At 58.7% G+C, this 16,717-nt stretch carries 21 protein-coding genes; 13 read left to right on the top strand and 8 right to left on the bottom strand.

The genetic code is table 11. The features are described 5' to 3' along the window. The first annotated feature begins 167 nt into the window (after positions 1 to 167). Positions 168 to 839: an HAD family hydrolase gene (locus tag C4J84_RS16385; protein WP_124435734.1), complete on the top strand. Its 672-nt coding sequence runs from the start codon at positions 168 to 170 to the stop codon at positions 837 to 839. 4 nt (positions 840 to 843) lie between these two features. Here the strand turns inward: C4J84_RS16385 and C4J84_RS16380 are convergent, their stop codons facing one another. Further along, positions 844 to 1,107, bottom strand: coding sequence for a hypothetical protein (locus C4J84_RS16380; protein ID WP_124435733.1), 264 nt, complete (start codon positions 1,105 to 1,107; stop codon positions 844 to 846). A gap of 208 nt (positions 1,108 to 1,315) precedes the next feature. Further along, complete coding sequence (csrA, locus tag C4J84_RS16375; RefSeq protein ID WP_003192511.1) at positions 1,316 to 1,510, bottom strand: carbon storage regulator CsrA; 195 nt, start codon at positions 1,508 to 1,510, stop codon at positions 1,316 to 1,318. Positions 1,511 to 1,770: 260 nt separating this feature from the next. On the opposite strand from csrA, the gene C4J84_RS16370 reads away from it, so the two are divergent. Then, a complete protein-coding gene (locus C4J84_RS16370) occupies positions 1,771 to 2,136 on the top strand; it encodes an SPOR domain-containing protein (protein WP_124436330.1) in 366 nt (121 codons plus the stop codon). A gap of 34 nt (positions 2,137 to 2,170) precedes the next feature. Here the strand turns inward: C4J84_RS16370 and C4J84_RS16365 are convergent, their stop codons facing one another. The 3 genes from C4J84_RS16365 to C4J84_RS16355 all read right to left on the bottom strand — a co-directional run bounded on the left by C4J84_RS16365 (position 2,171) and on the right by C4J84_RS16355 (position 4,370). Next, a complete protein-coding gene (locus tag C4J84_RS16365; protein WP_124371242.1) occupies positions 2,171 to 2,860 on the bottom strand; it encodes an endonuclease in 690 nt (229 codons plus the stop codon). 4 nt (positions 2,861 to 2,864) lie between these two features. Continuing rightward, positions 2,865 to 3,116 carry a DUF1654 domain-containing protein gene (locus tag C4J84_RS16360; RefSeq protein WP_124404699.1) on the bottom strand — a complete coding sequence of 84 codons (252 nt, stop codon included), beginning with the start codon at positions 3,114 to 3,116 and terminating at the stop codon, positions 2,865 to 2,867. A gap of 165 nt (positions 3,117 to 3,281) precedes the next feature. Further along, positions 3,282 to 4,370 carry an asparaginase gene (locus tag C4J84_RS16355; RefSeq protein WP_124435732.1) on the bottom strand — a complete coding sequence of 363 codons (1,089 nt, stop codon included), beginning with the start codon at positions 4,368 to 4,370 and terminating at the stop codon, positions 3,282 to 3,284. 450 nt (positions 4,371 to 4,820) lie between these two features. Between C4J84_RS16355 and C4J84_RS16350 the strand changes: the two genes are divergently transcribed. The 7 genes from C4J84_RS16350 to C4J84_RS16320 are packed head-to-tail and all read left to right on the top strand — an operon-like array spanning position 4,821 to position 11,789. After that, positions 4,821 to 5,780, top strand: a complete 960-nt coding sequence (locus C4J84_RS16350) for a sugar ABC transporter substrate-binding protein (protein WP_124359095.1) — start codon at positions 4,821 to 4,823, stop codon at positions 5,778 to 5,780. A gap of 57 nt (positions 5,781 to 5,837) precedes the next feature. Beyond that, positions 5,838 to 7,391, top strand: coding sequence for a sugar ABC transporter ATP-binding protein (locus C4J84_RS16345; protein WP_124435731.1), 1,554 nt, complete (start codon positions 5,838 to 5,840; stop codon positions 7,389 to 7,391). After that, positions 7,388 to 8,365, top strand: a complete 978-nt coding sequence (locus tag C4J84_RS16340) for an ABC transporter permease (protein ID WP_003174987.1) — start codon at positions 7,388 to 7,390, stop codon at positions 8,363 to 8,365. Before C4J84_RS16345 ends, C4J84_RS16340 begins: the two co-directional genes overlap by 4 nt. 3 nt (positions 8,366 to 8,368) lie before the next feature. After that, the gene (locus tag C4J84_RS16335; protein WP_124363577.1) at positions 8,369 to 9,391 is read left to right on the top strand and encodes a LacI family DNA-binding transcriptional regulator; all 1,023 of its coding nucleotides are present in this window, start codon (positions 8,369 to 8,371) and stop codon (positions 9,389 to 9,391) included. Positions 9,392 to 9,415: 24 nt separating this feature from the next. After that, positions 9,416 to 10,333, top strand: coding sequence for a ribokinase (rbsK, locus tag C4J84_RS16330; RefSeq protein ID WP_124435730.1), 918 nt, complete (start codon positions 9,416 to 9,418; stop codon positions 10,331 to 10,333). Then, on the top strand, positions 10,330 to 10,734 hold the full coding sequence (rbsD, locus tag C4J84_RS16325; RefSeq protein WP_124363575.1) for a D-ribose pyranase: 405 nt from the start codon (positions 10,330 to 10,332) through the stop codon (positions 10,732 to 10,734). The genes rbsK and rbsD overlap by 4 nt, the downstream gene beginning before the upstream one ends. A 26-nt stretch (positions 10,735 to 10,760) precedes the next feature. Further along, positions 10,761 to 11,789 (top strand): nucleoside hydrolase, encoded by a 1,029-nt coding sequence (locus C4J84_RS16320; RefSeq protein WP_124435729.1) that lies wholly within the window; start codon positions 10,761 to 10,763, stop codon positions 11,787 to 11,789. A 33-nt stretch (positions 11,790 to 11,822) separates the two neighbouring features. Here the strand turns inward: C4J84_RS16320 and C4J84_RS16315 are convergent, their stop codons facing one another. Next, positions 11,823 to 12,029, bottom strand: a complete 207-nt coding sequence (locus C4J84_RS16315; protein ID WP_124363573.1) for a hypothetical protein — start codon at positions 12,027 to 12,029, stop codon at positions 11,823 to 11,825. A 156-nt stretch (positions 12,030 to 12,185) separates the two neighbouring features. Between C4J84_RS16315 and C4J84_RS16310 the strand changes: the two genes are divergently transcribed. Beyond that, on the top strand, positions 12,186 to 12,491 hold the full coding sequence (locus C4J84_RS16310; protein WP_124404693.1) for a hypothetical protein: 306 nt from the start codon (positions 12,186 to 12,188) through the stop codon (positions 12,489 to 12,491). 144 nt (positions 12,492 to 12,635) lie between these two features. Continuing rightward, positions 12,636 to 12,956, top strand: a complete 321-nt coding sequence (locus C4J84_RS16305) for an I78 family peptidase inhibitor (RefSeq protein ID WP_124363571.1) — start codon at positions 12,636 to 12,638, stop codon at positions 12,954 to 12,956. Positions 12,957 to 13,033: 77 nt separating this feature from the next. Here C4J84_RS16305 and C4J84_RS16300 read toward each other — a convergent pair whose 3' ends face one another. Together C4J84_RS16300 and C4J84_RS16295 are read right to left on the bottom strand one after the other, a co-directional pair. Beyond that, positions 13,034 to 13,246, bottom strand: a complete 213-nt coding sequence (locus C4J84_RS16300; protein WP_003234260.1) for a cold-shock protein — start codon at positions 13,244 to 13,246, stop codon at positions 13,034 to 13,036. A gap of 289 nt (positions 13,247 to 13,535) precedes the next feature. Then, the gene (locus C4J84_RS16295; protein WP_015884935.1) at positions 13,536 to 13,850 is read right to left on the bottom strand and encodes a hypothetical protein; all 315 of its coding nucleotides are present in this window, start codon (positions 13,848 to 13,850) and stop codon (positions 13,536 to 13,538) included. 365 nt (positions 13,851 to 14,215) lie between these two features. On the opposite strand from C4J84_RS16295, the gene thrS reads away from it, so the two are divergent. Both thrS and infC read left to right on the top strand, forming a co-directional pair. After that, positions 14,216 to 16,138: a threonine--tRNA ligase gene (thrS, locus tag C4J84_RS16290; RefSeq protein ID WP_124367643.1), complete on the top strand. Its 1,923-nt coding sequence runs from the start codon at positions 14,216 to 14,218 to the stop codon at positions 16,136 to 16,138. After that, positions 16,138 to 16,689, top strand: coding sequence for a translation initiation factor IF-3 (gene infC / locus C4J84_RS16285; RefSeq protein WP_015884933.1), 552 nt, complete (start codon positions 16,138 to 16,140; stop codon positions 16,687 to 16,689). The genes thrS and infC overlap by 1 nt, the downstream gene beginning before the upstream one ends. Positions 16,690 to 16,717: the final 28 nt, after the last annotated feature.

Below are 16,717 nucleotides of genomic sequence, written 5' to 3'. Positions count from 1 at the left end.
GGCAGTGAGTTCACAGTAACCAGGCGACCCGAACAGCTAACCAACAGGATGATGACAAGTTCGTCATTCAAGGTTTAACGCTGGCGCCTCGCAGCGTTTACAAGTGCCGAGGTGAACCGTAGATTGCGTGGGTCGATCATTGCTTGAACCCATGGAGAAGCCGCGTAGTGTCCAGTCGAAATCCAGCCGTATTCAGTCAGCGTTACCGTGCCTTCCTGTTCGATATGGACGGCACCCTGCTCAATTCCATCGCCGCTGCCGAGCGTGTATGGAGCCGCTGGGCTGAACGCCATGGCCTGGCTGTGCAGGCTTTCCTGACGACCATTCATGGCGCCCGCGCGATTGATACGATCACGCGCCAGGCGTTGCCGGGTGTGGAGGCTGAAAAGGAAGCTGCGTGGATTACCGACGCTGAATTGAACGACGTCGAGGGCATCGTGGCGCTTCCCGGTGCGGTCGAGTTTCTGAACCGCTTGCCGGCCGATCAGTGGGCGCTGGTCACGTCTGCGCCCAAGGCACTGGCGTTGCGCCGAATGCAAGCGGCCGGTATTTCCACGCCGGCAGTAATGGTGACGGCCGAAGATGTCGCCAGCGGCAAGCCGGATCCTGCGTGTTACGTGCTTGGCGCCCAGCGCCTGGGCGTGCCGGTGCAAGACTGCTTGGTGTTCGAGGACGCGAGGGTAGGCATTCGAGCAGCAGAAGCGGCGGGAGCTGACGTGATGGTAGTGACCTTGACGCACCTGGCGCCCATGGCGACTGAACATGCTTGTATCGAGGGGTATGAGGGGTTGCAAGTGGTGCGAGATGCGGATGGCCTGCTGACGCTGCGGGAGAAATAGGCCGTCAGCGTGCGGTTTTTTGATCAGCGCGATGTGCCTCGCGCTGGCACAGCTTACGCAAAATAGCCTTCTGAATCGGCTTGAGACAGAACGCAAACAGGTAGGCACACAAGAGTAAGGCGAGGTCCAGCCAGGAATGGTCTGCGGCGTCGACAGCCGCCTCGACTTCCAATCGCAGGCCATACCCGAGCGCCAGAAAGACCAGCCCTATCAGCAAGGCGATCGTCCAGGAAAGGGAAACCATGGGCTGTGTAACGGTTGGCCTCATCGACGTGCTCCTGAAATGCACTCGGACCGCAGGATGACGTGGGATTTGGCTGCAAATGATGCAACAAGTTCCGGGGATCATGGCAGTTTCATCTTGCAGCGCAGGCCTGTGTACGAGGCGCACAGCTCGGATGAAAAAAAGCGGACGGGTCAATCAGGGTTTTCGCCAGCCGTTACGGTGAAGCAAAAGGCTGGCTACTGGAGGTGCTTCAAGGCGTCTGGTTTTTGTCCGGCGCAGTGAGGCCGGCCTGGATGCGCTGATAAATTTCCTCGCGGTGCACGGCAACATCCTTGGGGGCGTTGATGCCGATTCGTACTTGCTGGCCGCTAACGCCCAGGATGGTGATCGTAATGTCATCACCGATGTTTATGCTTTCACCAACTTTGCGGGTGAGTATAAGCATGGACTTCTCCTTGATTACTTTTAAGGACACATGTTCAGACAGGGCAGGTGTCGGATGTGCGTAGCTTACTGCGAAGCGCTTCCCTGTGACTGCCTCTTTTAGGACGCATAGAGGCGACATTAATTCCCATGGCGGCATCATACAGGTCGCGATACATCATTCGCATTGTTTAAGCCAATGTTTATGACGGCCAGAATAGACAGTGAATGGTAAAGTCGCCTCTTTATCTTCAAAGGAGCAGGGCAGTGCGTAAAGTAGCGATGGCAATTGCGGTGTTGGCGTTGGCCGGATGCGGCGAAGGTAAACCTGCCGATGCGCCCAAGGCCAAGCCTGTCGTGACCCAAAGCCAGCCACAAACCGGTGCGATTGCCGCTCAAGAATGGGATGTATGGGTGGGCCCGCCGGATCACAAGCTGCAGGCGATCACGGACCTGACCGCCTGGTTGCTGGAGCATGGTTTCAGTTTTTATATCGTCAAGGTCGACGGCAAGGATCAGGTCCTGCTGGGGCCGTTTGCCAGCAAGGCCGAGGCTGAGGCGAAGCAGGCCCTGCTCAATGAAAAGATGGCGCGGGCCAAGAAAAACGACACCGTGTCAGAGGTCATCGAACACAAGGCCACCCAGTAACAAGCGGGGTGGGCGGGTTTTGCGCCCACCTTCTTCAGCCACATGCCTTCAGGTTCACCGGGCCGACGAACTCATTGCCACGGCCCATCACACAGCCCACCGTCTGGTTGCGCTGGCGCTCCCAAGCTTGCACCGGGTAGGTCTTGTTCCAGGCTTCATACAGCTGGCGATCCTGTTTCGACAGGCGCAGGCCGTATTGCTTGCTCATATAAAAATAGGTGCGCGCGATCATTCCGCGGATGGACGGACGCGGCATGACCTTCTTGGCCTTGAAGTCCACTTGCGTCAGGCATGAACCGTATTGCCCGCTTTGCACCGGCAGCCAGCCGAAGCTGAAGTTGTTGCGGTCGCCATTCACCTCGCCGATGCTCGGCACCAGGTTATGCAGGTCTGCTTCGGCGCGCTTGAATACGTCGTCGTGACGCGTGCAGTTTTTACGCCCGCCATTTTGCCAGCACTGACGTTGATGGCCGATCTGCCAGGCGGGCACGATGTGTTCCCACTCGATGCGTGCGGCGCGGTTGGCGTTCTTGCGCGGGATGTAACCACAGGCTTTCAGGTCTATACGGTTACCAGTGTATTTGCAGCCGCAATAGAACTCGGTGGACTGCGGAGCGTAGAGCTTCCAGGCGATTTTTTTAGCTTCACTGAAAGTGCGGGGGGCTTGGGCGTTGGCGGTGACAGCAAACAACAGGCAGCACACAGCAAAAAAACGGACACTCATTCAATCAATCTTCCTTCGGCACAACCCAGAAAATCTGCACGCCGCCGTCATCCCTGTAGGCGAGGGTGACGTTGTCGTTTTCCGCAATCTCTTCAAGCAAGCGCGCCCATTCGTCTTCGGGCTCATCCGGCAGGCGGAAGATCAACGCCGCCTTGGCCTTCTGCGCGTTGGTCGAATTGATGATTTTTTGAACGCGAATAGCCAGGCGCTGGTAGGCATCTGGCGGTGCGGGTGCTGCGGAGGAGGGCTTTGCCACGGAGTATTCCTTAGTAAGCTGTACGCACATACAGTATTTAACTGTAGGTAATTTCGCAACTGCTTAAATTCAAAGAATTCCGTCTGACAGCGGATTTGGAAATTTGCTGTGATTTTTTGCGAGAAACTGTAGGAGCGAACTCGCTCCTACAGATAAAGCCTGGAATCAATACTCCCAGAACATCCGTTGCAGCTCTTTGCTGTCCTGGGTCTTGGTCAGGGCGACCATCGCCAGGATGCGTGCTTTCTGCGGGTTCAGGTCCAGGGCGGCGACCCAGTCGTATTTGTCGTCGGGTTGCTCGGCGTTACGCAGCACCATGCCGCCGGCGTTGACGTGGGAAGAGCGAATGATCTGCACGCCTTGCTTACGCAATTCCACCAGCGCGGGAACGACCTTGGACGACACTGAGCCATTGCCGGTGCCGGCATGGATGATCGCCTTGGCGCCGGCTTGGGCCAGGGCCTTGTAGGCGGTGTCGCTCACGTTACCGTAGCCGTAGGCAATTTCGACGTCAGGCAGGCTCTTGATGGTCTTGATGTCGAATTCCGAATCCATGGTGTGACGCTTGGCCGGCAGGCGGAACCAGTAGGATTTGCCTTCAACGACCATGCCCAGCGGGCCCCATGGGCTTTTGAACGCCTCGGTCTTGATATTGATCATCTTGCTTACGTCGCGACCCGACTGGATCTCGTCGTTCATGGTCACCAGCACGCCTTTGCCCCGTGCGTCCTTGCTGCCCGCGACGGCAACGGCGTTGTACAGGTTGAGCATGCCGTCTGCCGACATGGCGGTACCAGGGCGCATGGAACCGACTACGACGATAGGCTTGTCGGTTTTTTCAACCAGGTTGAGGAAGTAGGCGGTTTCTTCAAGGGTGTCGGTACCGTGGGTGATCACGATGCCATCCACGTCCTTGTCGTCAGCCAATTCGGCGACGCGGCGACCCAGTTGCAGCAGGTTGTCGTTATTGATGCTTTCCGAAGCAATTTGCATCACTTGTTCGCCGCGTACATTGGCGATCTGGCTAAGCTCAGGAACACCCGCGATCAATTGTTCGATGCCGACTTTGGCGGCCTGGTAAGTGGCGCTGTTGGCCGCACTGGCGCCAGCCCCGGCAATGGTGCCGCCAGTGGCGAGGATCACCACGTTGGAAAGCTTGGTCTTGGTGTCGACTTCTTTTGCCTGAATGGCAACCGGGAACAGCAGCAGGAGGGCCAGCGCCCCAGGAACAAAGGTCTTCAATGCAGATTTCATTATTTTTCTCTCTGGTTTTTGATGAGTGCGGTAGCAGGTTCATCCAGAACACCCGGGCGACTCTGAACGCCTCGAGGTGCTGAGAAAGAGCAGGATTTGTACCAAGCCAATCATGCTCGGAGAGATAAAATAAGCTATTGATTTAAAACAATTTAAATGGGATTTTCAGTCTGGGCTGACGCGACGCCGTCCGGCTTTCCGAACGGAAGGCGCTTCGCTGTTCGGTTGTCCGAAAGCCAGCTCGGGTTGGCGCAGGTTATGTATGAGATCGTCGTTGCGCCTGTCGTTTCAACCAACGGGAAAAGGGCAGGGTGGGTTCAGGATGAAAGGTGAACGACTGCCGTTGACAAATCTCGACAAGGTTCTCATAGTTCTGACAACGCAAACGTTTGCGAGATGTTTCTTCGGCGCGAGCGTTGCTCACAATAATCATAAGATCGGAGTACACCCATGAAGCTGCCATTTGCAGGACGTCTTCTCGCTGTCGCTGTGCTTGCCGCCGCATCCGCTGCCCTGCCTCTCTCTTCTGCTTTCGCTGACGACGCCGCCGCCAAACCCAAGGTTGGCCTGGTGATGAAGTCCCTTGCCAACGAATTTTTCGTGACCATGCAGGAGGGCGCCAAGGATTACCAGAAATCCCACGCCGCCGACTTCGACATGATCACCAACGGCATCAAGAACGAAACCGACACCAGCGCGCAGATCGATATCGTCAACCAGATGATTCTGGCCAAGGTCAACGCCATTGTCATTGCACCCGCCGACTCCAAAGCGCTGGTCACCGTGCTGAAGAAAGCCTCGGATGCCGGCATCAAGGTGGTCAACATCGACAACCGTCTGGACCCGGACGTGCTGAAAAGCAAAAAACTCGATATTCCCTTCGTCGGCCCGGACAACCGCAAAGGCTCCAAGCTGGTGGGTGATTACCTGGCCAAGCAACTGGCCGCAGGCGACAAGGTCGGTATCATCGAAGGCGTACCGACCACCACCAACGCCCAGCAGCGCACCGCAGGCTTCAAGGATGCGATGGATGCTGCAGGCATGAAGATCGTCTCCACCCAATCCGGTAACTGGGAAATCGACCAGGGCCAGAAAGTCGCATCGGCGATGCTGAGCGAATACCCGGACCTCAAGGCACTGCTGGCCGGTAACGACAACATGGCCCTGGGCGCGGTCTCCGCCGTACGTGCGGCAGGCAAGGCCGGTAAAGTGCTGGTGGTGGGCTATGACAACATCGAAGCCATCAAGCCGATGCTGCAGGACGGTCGCGTGCTCGCAACCGCCGACCAAGCGGCTGCCCAGCAAGCTGTGTTCGGCATCCAGAACGCGCTCAAGCTGGTCAAGGGCGAGAAGGTCGACGCCACCGACGGCGTGATCGAAACCCCGGTCGAACTCGTCCTCAAGAAGTAATCCCGGCAGTAGCCAACAGCGCCCGCTCGTCCTGAGCGGGCGCCTGGAGATTTTCCTATGTCATCTTCCGCCCCGAACGCTGTCCTCTCGGTCAGCGGTATCGGTAAGACCTATGCCCAACCGGTTCTGTCCGACATCACGCTCACGCTCAATCGCGGTGAAGTGCTGGCGTTGACCGGTGAAAACGGCGCAGGCAAAAGCACCTTGTCGAAGATCATCGGCGGGCTCGTCACGCCAACCACCGGGAACATGCAATTCAATGGCCAGGCCTATCACCCCGCCAGCCGCACCCAGGCCGAAGCGCTGGGTGTGCGCATGGTCATGCAGGAACTCAACCTGCTGCCAACGCTGACGGTGGCTGAAAACCTGTTCCTGCATAACCTGCCCAGCCGTGGTGGCTGGATCAGCCGCAAACAGCTGCGCAAAGCCGCGACCGAAGCCATGGCCCAGGTTGGCCTGGACGCCATCGACCCGGACACGTTGGTCGGCAGCCTGGGCATTGGCCATCAACAAATGGTCGAGATTGCCCGCAACCTGATCGGCGACTGCCACGTACTGATTCTCGACGAACCTACGGCGATGCTCACTGCCCGTGAAGTCGAGATGCTGTTCGAACAAATCACTCGCCTGCAGGCCCGAGGCGTGGCGATTATTTATATTTCGCACCGGCTGGAAGAGCTGGCCCGTGTGGCCCAGCGCATTGCGGTATTGCGCGATGGCAAGCTGGTGTGTGTCGAGCCGATGGCCAATTACAACAGCGAACAATTGGTGACGCTGATGGTGGGGCGCGAGTTGGGCGAGCATATCGACCTGGGCCCGCGCACCATCGGCGGACCGGCCCTGACGGTCACAGGCCTGACGCGCTCGGACAAGGTCCGTGACGTGTCGTTCCAGGTGCGCGCCGGTGAAATCTACGGTATTTCCGGCCTGATCGGCGCCGGTCGTACCGAGTTGCTGCGCCTGATTTTCGGCGCCGACCCGGCCGACAGCGGCACCGTGGCGCTGGGGCCGCAGGCCAATGTAGTGAGCATTCGCTCCCCAGTCGATGCGGTCGGTCATGGCATTGCCCTGATCACCGAGGACCGCAAGGGAGAAGGCCTGCTGCTGACCCAGTCGATCAGCGCCAACATCGCTCTGGGCAACATGCCGGAAATCTCCGCTGGCGGGCTGGTGAACAGCCGCGATGAAACCGCCCTGGCCAAGCGCCAGATCGACGCCATGCGTATCCGCAGTTCCAGCCCGGCGCAGTTGGTCTCCGAACTGTCGGGCGGTAACCAGCAGAAGGTGGTGATTGGCCGCTGGCTGGAGCGTGATTGTTCGGTGATGCTGTTCGATGAGCCCACCCGAGGCATCGACGTCGGTGCCAAGTTCGACATTTACGCCTTGCTCGGCGAGTTGACGCGCCAGGGCAAAGCGCTGGTCGTGGTCTCCAGTGACCTGCGCGAGCTGATGCTGATCTGCGACCGTATCGGCGTATTGTCCGCCGGGCGCCTGATCGAGACCTTTGAGCGCGACAGCTGGACCCAGGACGAATTGCTCGCCGCCGCCTTTGCCGGCTATCAGAAACGTGATGCGCTGCTCAACGATGCAGCGCCTAGGAATACCCCATGAAAACAACCACTTCCCCCGGTAAGACTGGCGGCAACTTCTACGGCCTGGGCACCTACCTGGGGCTGGCAGGTGCGTTGCTGGCGATGATTGCGCTGTTCTCGGTGCTCAGCGATCACTTCCTGTCTTATGACACATTCAGCACCCTGGCCAACCAGATTCCAGACCTGATGGTACTGGCGGTGGGCATGACCTTCATCCTGATCATCGGTGGCATCGACCTGTCGGTGGGCTCGGTACTGGCGTTGGCGGCGTCGGCGGTCAGCGTGGCGATTCTGAGTTGGGGTTGGAGCGTATTGCCGGCCGCCGTGCTGGGCATGGGCTGCGCCGCATTGGCCGGCACACTCACCGGTTCCATCACCGTGGCCTGGCGGATCCCTTCCTTTATCGTGTCCCTCGGCGTGTTGGAGATGGCCCGGGGCGTGGCGTATCAGATGACCGGCTCGCGCACCGCGTATATCGGTGACTCGTTTGCCTGGCTGTCCAACCCGATTGCGTTCGGGATCTCGCCGTCGTTCATCATTGCGTTGCTGGTGATCATCGCCGCCCAGTTAGTACTGACCCGTACTGTGTTTGGTCGCTACCTGATCGGTATCGGCACCAACGAAGAGGCGGTGCGCCTGGCCGGCATCAACCCCAAGCCCTACAAGATCCTGGTGTTCAGCCTGATGGGTCTGTTGGCCGGCGTGGCCGCGCTGTTCCAGATTTCGCGTCTGGAAGCGGCGGATCCGAATGCCGGCTCGGGCCTGGAACTGCAAGTGATCGCTGCTGTGGTGATCGGCGGTACCAGCCTGATGGGCGGGCGCGGTTCGGTCATCAGTACCTTTTTTGGTGTGCTGATTATTTCGGTATTGGCTGCGGGCCTGGCGCAGATCGGCGCGACAGAACCGACCAAACGCATCATTACCGGTGCGGTGATCGTGATCGCCGTGGTCCTTGATACTTACCGCAGCCAGCGCGCCAGTCGGCGGGGCTGAACCATGGCAACGATCAAGGATGTGGCAGCGCTGGCGGGGATTTCCTACACCACGGTGTCCCATGTGGTGAACAAGACGCGCCCGGTCAGCGAGCCGGTGCGCATCAAGGTCGAGGCGGCGATCAAGCAGTTGGACTATGTGCCGAGTGCGGTCGCGCGCTCGCTCAAGGCCAAGACCACCGCGACGATCGGGCTGCTGGTGCCCAACAGCCTCAACCCGTATTTCGCCGAACTGGCCCGGGGCATTGAGGACTACTGCGAGCGCAACGGCTACTGCGTGATCCTCTGCAACTCCGACGACAATGCCGAAAAGCAGCGCAGCTATTTGCGCGTGCTGCTGGAGAAACGCGTCGACGGCTTGATCGTGACCTCGGTGGGCGGCGATGACAGTGGCCTCGCCGCTGGCTTGAGTGCGGTGCGCACGCCCATGGTGATAGTCGACCGGGCACTGGACGGTATCGACGTCGACCTGGTGCGCATCGATCATGAAGAGGGGGCTTACCTGGCGACCCGGCACTTGCTTGAATTGGGCCATCGCGACATCGCCTGCATCGCCGGCCCGGCCCATACTCGCGTGGCGCAAATGCGTCTGGCAGGGTATCGGCGCGCGCTGCGCGAAGCCGGGGTTGAAATAGCGGCTGAGCGCATCCGGGAAAGTGATTTTACCAGCACCGGCGGGTATGCCGCCGCTGTGCAACTGCTTGCACAGCAACCCCCCAGTGCGATATTTGCCTGCAACGATATGATCGGTTTCGGCGTGCTGCGCGCTGCGGCAGAGCAGAATATCCGCGTGCCGGGCGAGCTGTCGGTGATTGGTTTCGATGACATTCAAATGGGCCGGTATGTTTATCCGGCGCTGACCACGGTCGGGCAGTCGATCCTGCAACTGGGCGAGACAGCGGCTGAATTATTATTGCGACGTATAGCGACACCCCAACGCCCGATCGATCAACGTATCGTGACGCCGAGTATTGTCTTGCGTGAGTCGACGGCGCCGTTGGCCGGTGTGTTCGCCCAATACCGCTGAACCAGAATTGATGAGTACTGATGTATGCCAGCAAAAGTAGTGGTAGTAGGCAGCTTGAACATGGACCTGGTCACCCGCGCCAGTCGCTTGCCGCGTGCCGGTGAAACACTGATCGGCCAGACGTTTTCCACTGTGCCCGGTGGCAAGGGCGCCAACCAGGCCGTGGCCTTGGCGCGCCTGGGGGCGGATGTGGCGATGATCGGTTGCGTCGGCACCGATGCCTACGGCGGCCAACTGCGTGATGCGCTGGTGATCGAAGGGATCGATTGTCAGGCCGTCAGCACCGTGGAAGGCTCCAGTGGTGTCGCGCTGATCGTGGTGGATGACAGCAGCCAGAACGCGATTGTGATTGTGGCGGGCAGTAACGGTCAGTTGACGCCCGACTCGATGACGGCCTGCGACGCGGTGTTGCAGGCCGCCGACGTGATCATCTGCCAGCTTGAAGTACCGATGGAAACCGTCGGGCATACGCTCAAACGCGGCCGCGAGCTGGGCAAGACGGTGATCCTCAACCCGGCGCCGGCCAGTGGGCCCTTGCCGGCTGCGTGGTATGCCTCGATTGACTACCTGATCCCCAACGAAAGTGAAGCCAGCGCCTTGAGCGGCGTAACGGTCGACTCGCTCGACAGCGCCAAGCTTGCCGCTACCGCGTTGATCAAGGCTGGCGCCGCCAAAGTCATCATCACCCTGGGCGCCAAGGGCGCACTGTTTGCTGATGGCAATAGCTTCGAACACTTGGTCGCGCCCAAGGTCACGGCGGTGGACACCACGGCTGCCGGCGATACCTTCGTAGGTGGCTTTGCTGCGGCATTGGCCGCAGGCAAGAGCGAAGCCGAGGCGATCCGGTTTGGCCAGGTCGCGGCAGCCTTGTCGGTGACCCGTGCCGGCGCCCAACCTTCTATTCCTACCCTGCACGACGTACAAGGTTTTGTGCCCTCATGAAAAAGACCCCTCTGCTCAATATCGCCCTGTCGCGCGTGATCGCGTCACTGGGGCACGGCGACATCCTGGTCATCGGTGATGCCGGCCTGCCGGTGCCACCTGGCGTCGAGTTGATCGACCTGGCGCTGACCCAGGGCATCCCGGATTTCATCAGCACCCTGCGCGTTGTGCTTAGCGAAATGCAGGTGGAAAGCCACGTGCTGGCTGAAGAAATCCTGCTCAAGCAGCCGCCGGCGCTGACCGAGCTCAATGCGCTGACCGCACAGGCTGCGCTGGGCGAACGACGCCTGCTAAGCCATGACGCGTTCAAGCAACTGAGTGGCAAGGCGCGCGCCGTGGTGCGCACCGGCGAATGTCAACCGTACTGCAATATCGCGCTGGTCTCCGGCGTAACCTTCTAGAGTCCCCCTACGACAAGGAGTGTTTTATGCAACGTGGTCTTCCATCCCTGAAAAACCTGTTTCGGAGTGTTCTGCTTTTGTCCGCACTCACAGCTGCAAGCGCCCAGGCGGCAGAAAAAATCGACCTGATCATCGATACCGACCCAGGTGCCGATGACGTGGTTGCCTTGCTGTTCGCCATGGCGTCGCCGGAAGAGCTGAGCATCCGCGCGCTGACGACCGTGGCCGGCAATGTGCGCCTGGACAAAACCTCGCGCAATGCACGCCTGGCGCGCGAGTGGGCAGGGCGCGAGGACATCCCGGTATACGCGGGGGCTCCGGCACCGCTGCTGCGCAAGCCGATCTATGCCGAGAATATCCATGGCAAGGAAGGGATTTCCGGTGTCACCGTACATGAGCCGAAACAAGGCCTGGCTGACGGCAATGCCGTGGATTACCTGATCAAGACCCTGACGGCCGCCAAGCCCCACAGCATCACTATTGCCATGCTCGGCCCACAGACCAACCTGGCCCTGGCATTGACCCAGGCACCAGAAATCACCCAGGGCATCAAGGAAGTGGTGGTGATGGGCGGTGCGCACTTCAATGGCGGCAATATCACGCCGGTGGCCGAGTTCAACCTGTTCGCCGACCCGGTGGCCGCCGAGATCGTGCTTAAAAGCGGCGTGAAGTTGACCTACCTGCCGTTGGACGTGACCCATAAGGTGCTGACCAGCGAGGCTCGCCTGAGGAAAATTGCCGACCTGAACAACAACGCAAGCAAGGTTGTGAGCAATATTCTTAACGAGTACGTCAAAGGCGATATGGAACACTACGGCATTCCTGGCGGGCCGGTGCATGACGCCACGGTGGTCGCCTACCTGCTCAAGCCGTCGTTGTTCAGCGGTCGCCAGGTCAATGTGGTCGTCGACAGCCGGGAAGGCCCGACCTTCGGCCAGACCATCGTCGATTGGTACGACGGCCTGAAGCAGGACAAGAATGCGTTCTGGGTCGAAAACGGCGACGCCCAGGGCTTCTTCGATCTGTTGACCGAACGCCTGGCGCGTTTGAAGTAAATCCCTTACCGGTCGGCGTTCGCCGGCCGGTTCTTATTCGCGCTCGGGTGCGCCCATGTGGTCGGCAGGGTATTTCTCGAATACCTGGCTGATGAATGCTTGCGCGCCCTTGGTGCCGAGCTCCTTGACCAGCAGGTCGATACCGATGATCGCCAATTCCTCTGGACTCCCGGGGCTGTAGGAGCTTTGCCCTTGGGGCCATTTGGCTTTGATATCGGCTTGGAGCGTTACGGTGGTCATGGGAAATCTCGCGGTCTGTAGGTGCTGGGCAATGCGCTGGCGTGTGGCTGCAGCGGGCGCAGTTAACCATTTTGCGCGCAAGTTGGCACTGCTACTTAGGCATGAGGAAGGGGGTGTGCGACACTGTCCGCCTGTTTATTGGCCGGGAAACACTGCGTGCAGATCGATTTGAATAACCCCGAGAGTCTTACGCTGGCCGCTGTGCGCCAACTGCTGGCCAGCGCCAGTGACGATGAGCACACCCAGCTGCGGGTCAGCAAGGCGGGTATCGCCTACATTTCTTCAGGCGTGGTCGGGGGCGCTGATATAGGTGGTTTGCTGTTTCGCCTGGAGACCTGGGCAAAGGGTTCCGGTTATGTGGGTAACGTGGCCGCGAACGACGAAGTCTGGGTGATGCAGATTTTCAACGCGCTCAAGCAGAATTGGCCAACGCCGTCGTCTGACTACATCGATATCTACTGAACATATTCATATCTAGTCACGATTGACGGGGCGCTTGCCGGGCGTGACTCAGGCAGACTTGCGCGTCAGACGTTAACGTCTTGAAACCAATCTGCTCACTCGCTGTCGCACGATCTCTGTCCATTTTTTATCATAGGAGGCTTCATGCCTTGGAAGCTCGCATCATTCGGTACTTTGTTGGCAGCGCTCGCGTTGGCGGGTTGCAGCACCCCGGGTGCCTCTGAGCCAGGCAAAGATGCCACCGTGACCGATGCTGGTCATAGCCGCTGTGAGTCGAAGGCTGCCGAGTTCACGATCGGCCAGAAAGCCTCGCCTCAACTGCTGGAGCAGGCGCGTACGCGTGCCGGTGCGCAGAACGCACGCATCCTCAAACCCAACGACATGATCACGCTGGAGTATCGCTCCGACCGCCTGAACCTGAACACCGACGATAACTTGGTGATCACGCGGGTCAATTGCGGCTGATAGCCTAGCCACTGGCTTTTGCAGCATCCATAAAAAACCCCGTCACATGGACGGGGTTTTTTTAGCTCAGCGGAGAATTACTCGCCGCGAACTTGTGCAGCTTGCATACCCTTTTGGCCTTTCTCAGCCACGAAGGAAACGGTTTGGCCTTCTTTCAGGCTTTTGAAACCGTCGCTTTCGATAGCTTTGAAGTGTACGAACAGGTCGTCACCGCCACCTTGAGGAGTGATGAAGCCGAAGCCTTTTTCATCGTTGAACCATTTAACGGTGCCGGTTTGGCGATTAGACATGGTGTATCTCCAAGAAACATATATTTTCAGTAGTGCTGTGCTGCTCAGGCCAACTGGGCACACAGGGCTATCATAGTCGAAATGTTCGGCTTGGGAGCCCCCCCAAGGCATTGTTTGCTAATCAATCGCGTTGCGTTGCGTGCCTGTTTTGGCTGAAAGCCCCGTTCTACGGGGCTTTGGAGCGAAATATCAGCTGTTAAAAAAAGCCGTAAAAGCTGCGTAATTTGTGAGAAACAGCCGTTTTCAGGCTGTTTTTCTGGCAAAAAAGACGCCCGATCAGTGAGCGTTCTTACTTTTTCTTGACCACTTTGCAGGAGGAAATAGCCGCGACCGCTTTGTTTTTAAGCTCCGGGCTGGCGTTCTGGTTGGTCATCAATTCTTTGATTTCCGCAGTGCTCAATTCGGCGTTGATCTTGTCGGCGCCACATTCGCAATGGGCTTTGGCGGTTTTGGCGTCCACGTTCTGGCTGGCGGCAGCGCTGCAGTCGCTGACGAAGCTGTCACGGGCGCCAGCTGGCCAGTTCGAAGGTGCCGCTGCTTGCGCGCCGAGGGAAAGCAGGGTCAGGGAAGCGGCGAGGGCGAGTGTCGAGGTAAAACGCATCATGGGATGCTCCTTTGGGTCGAGGACGAACGGCGATTCTCGGGGTGTTTGAGGCGTGGCGTACAGCTCAAGTTCACTTTTACGGCCATAAGGCATGGAATTTACTTCTACCGCAGTTCGTGTCGGCGCGATGACCGTTCATCTGTGCTAGCATCCTGAGCTTGGCTTTTTCCAGGTGCGCTCTGTGCCGCCTTGCCAGCTCTTTTTTGTTCACTCCAGTCACTCTGGTTCGATTACCGGTTGGCCGAAAGGCTCCTGCCGCTGTAAGGCAGGCGTTCAGTATTGAGCGGCCTGGTGTTGGATCTTGTACTGGCTCATCCCAACCCACGTGACCTTTGGTAGGGGTCACCACTAGGAGAGGAGGCGCCATGCCAACTATTACTCTACCCGACGGCAGTCAACGTTCGTTCGATCATCCGGTTTCCGTAGCCGAAGTCGCCGCATCCATTGGTGCCGGCCTGGCCAAGGCCACCGTGGCCGGCAAGGTCGATGGCAAGCTGGTTGATGCCAGCGACCTGATCACCGCCGATGCCAGCCTGCAGATCATCACGCCCAAGGATCAAGAGGGGCTGGAGATCATTCGCCACTCTTGCGCGCACCTGATTGGCCACGCGGTCAAGCAGCTGTACCCCACCGCGAAAATGGTGATTGGCCCGGTCATCGACGAAGGCTTCTATTACGACATCGCTTATGAGCGTCCTTTTACACCGGACGACCTGGCGGCGATCGAGCAGCGCATGCACGCGCTGATCGAAAAAGATTACGACGTCATCAAGAAAGTCACCCCGCGTGCCGAAGTGATTGATGTGTTCACTGCCCGTGGCGAAGACTACAAGCTGCGCCTGGTGGAAGACATGCCGGACGAGCAGGCCATGGGCCTGTACTACCACGAAGAATACGTCGACATGTGTCGTGGCCCGCACGTGCCGAACACGCGCTTCCTCAAGTCGTTCAAGCTGACCAAATTGTCTGGCGCCTACTGGCGCGGCGACGCGAAGAACGAGCAGTTGCAACGGATCTACGGCACCGCCTGGGCTGACAAGAAGCAGCTGGCTGCCTATATCCAGCGTATCGAAGAGGCCGAGAAGCGCGACCATCGCAAGATCGGCAAGCGCCTGAACCTGTTCCATCTCCAGGAAGAAGCGCCGGGCATGGTGTTCTGGCATCCGAACGGCTGGACCCTGTACCAGGTGCTCGAGCAGTACATGCGCAAGGTCCAGCGTGAAAACGGTTACCTCGAGATCAAGACCCCGCAGGTGGTTGATCGCAGCTTGTGGGAGAAATCCGGGCACTGGGCCAACTACGCCGACAATATGTTCACCACCCAGTCGGAAAACCGCGACTACGCCATCAAGCCGATGAACTGCCCGTGCCACGTGCAGGTGTTCAACCAGGGCCTGAAGAGCTACCGCGAGTTGCCGATGCGCCTGGCCGAATTCGGTGCCTGCCACCGTAACGAGCCATCGGGTGCGTTGCACGGCATCATGCGTGTGCGCGGCTTCACCCAGGATGACGCCCATATCTTCTGCACCGAAGAGCAGATGCAGGCTGAATCCGCCGCGTTCATCAAGTTGACCATGGACGTTTACCGCGATTTCGGTTTCACCGAGGTCGAGATGAAGCTGTCCACTCGTCCGGAAAAGCGCGTCGGCTCCGACGAGCTCTGGGATCGCGCCGAAGCTGCACTGGCCGCCGCGCTCGACAGCGCGGGCCTTGCGTACGACCTGCAGCCGGGGGAGGGCGCCTTCTACGGTCCCAAGATCGAGTTCTCGCTGAAAGATTGCCTTGGCCGTGTCTGGCAGTGTGGTACCCTGCAGCTCGATTTTAACCTGCCGATCCGTCTGGGAGCCGAATACGTCTCCGAAGACAACAGCCGTAAACACCCGGTTATGCTGCACCGGGCGATCCTCGGTTCGTTCGAACGGTTCGTCGGGATCCTGATCGAGCACTACGAGGGTGCATTCCCGGCGTGGCTGGCTCCGACTCAGGCAGTGATCATGAATATCACTGATAAACAGGCAGATTTTGCCGCTGAAGTTGAAAAAACACTCAACGAAAGCGGATTTCGTGCCAAGTCCGACTTGAGAAATGAAAAGATCGGCTTTAAAATCCGCGAGCATACTTTGCTCAAGGTTCCCTATCTTTTGGTTATCGGAGATCGGGAAGTCGAGATGCAGACTGTCGCTGTGCGTACTCGTGAAGGTGCTGACCTGGGCTCGATGCCCGTCGCCCAGTTCGCTGAGTTCCTCGCGCAAGCGGTTTCCCGGCGTGGTCGCCCAGATTCGGAGTAATTATTATTAAGCGTGAAATGAGACAAGATAAACGAGCTGCACCGAAAGCCCCGATCAACGAGAATATCTCGGCACGCGAGGTTCGGTTAATTGGCGCTGATGGCGAGCAGATTGGCATCGTCTCGATTGATGAAGCGCTTCGTATTGCAGAAGAGTCCAAGCTGGACCTGGTGGAAATTTCCGCCGATGCAATCCCACCCGTTTGCCGGGTGATGGACTACGGCAAGTCGATCTTCGAGAAGAAGAAACAGGTTGCCGCAGCGAAGAAGAACCAGAAGCAGATTCAAGTAAAAGAAATCAAGTTTCGTCCAGGGACGGAGGAAGGGGATTACCAGGTAAAACTGCGCAACCTGGTACGTTTCCTGAGTGATGGGGACAGGGCCAAGGTATCCTTGCGATTCCGCGGCCGTGAGATGGCCCACCAGGAGCTGGGGATGGAACTCCTCAAGCGGGTTGAAGCTGACCTGCTCGAGTACGGTTCGGTCGAACAGCATCCTAAGATGGAAGGACGCCAGCTGATCATGGTCATCGCCCCGAAAAAGAAGAAGTAATCAACAGGGCACGGCAGGCCTTCTGATT

It is taken from the genome of Pseudomonas sp. R11-23-07 (genome assembly GCF_003852295.1).
In the GTDB taxonomy this organism is placed as follows: Bacteria; Pseudomonadota; Gammaproteobacteria; order Pseudomonadales; family Pseudomonadaceae; genus Aquipseudomonas.
This window is presented reverse-complemented; position numbering and strand designations above follow the sequence as displayed.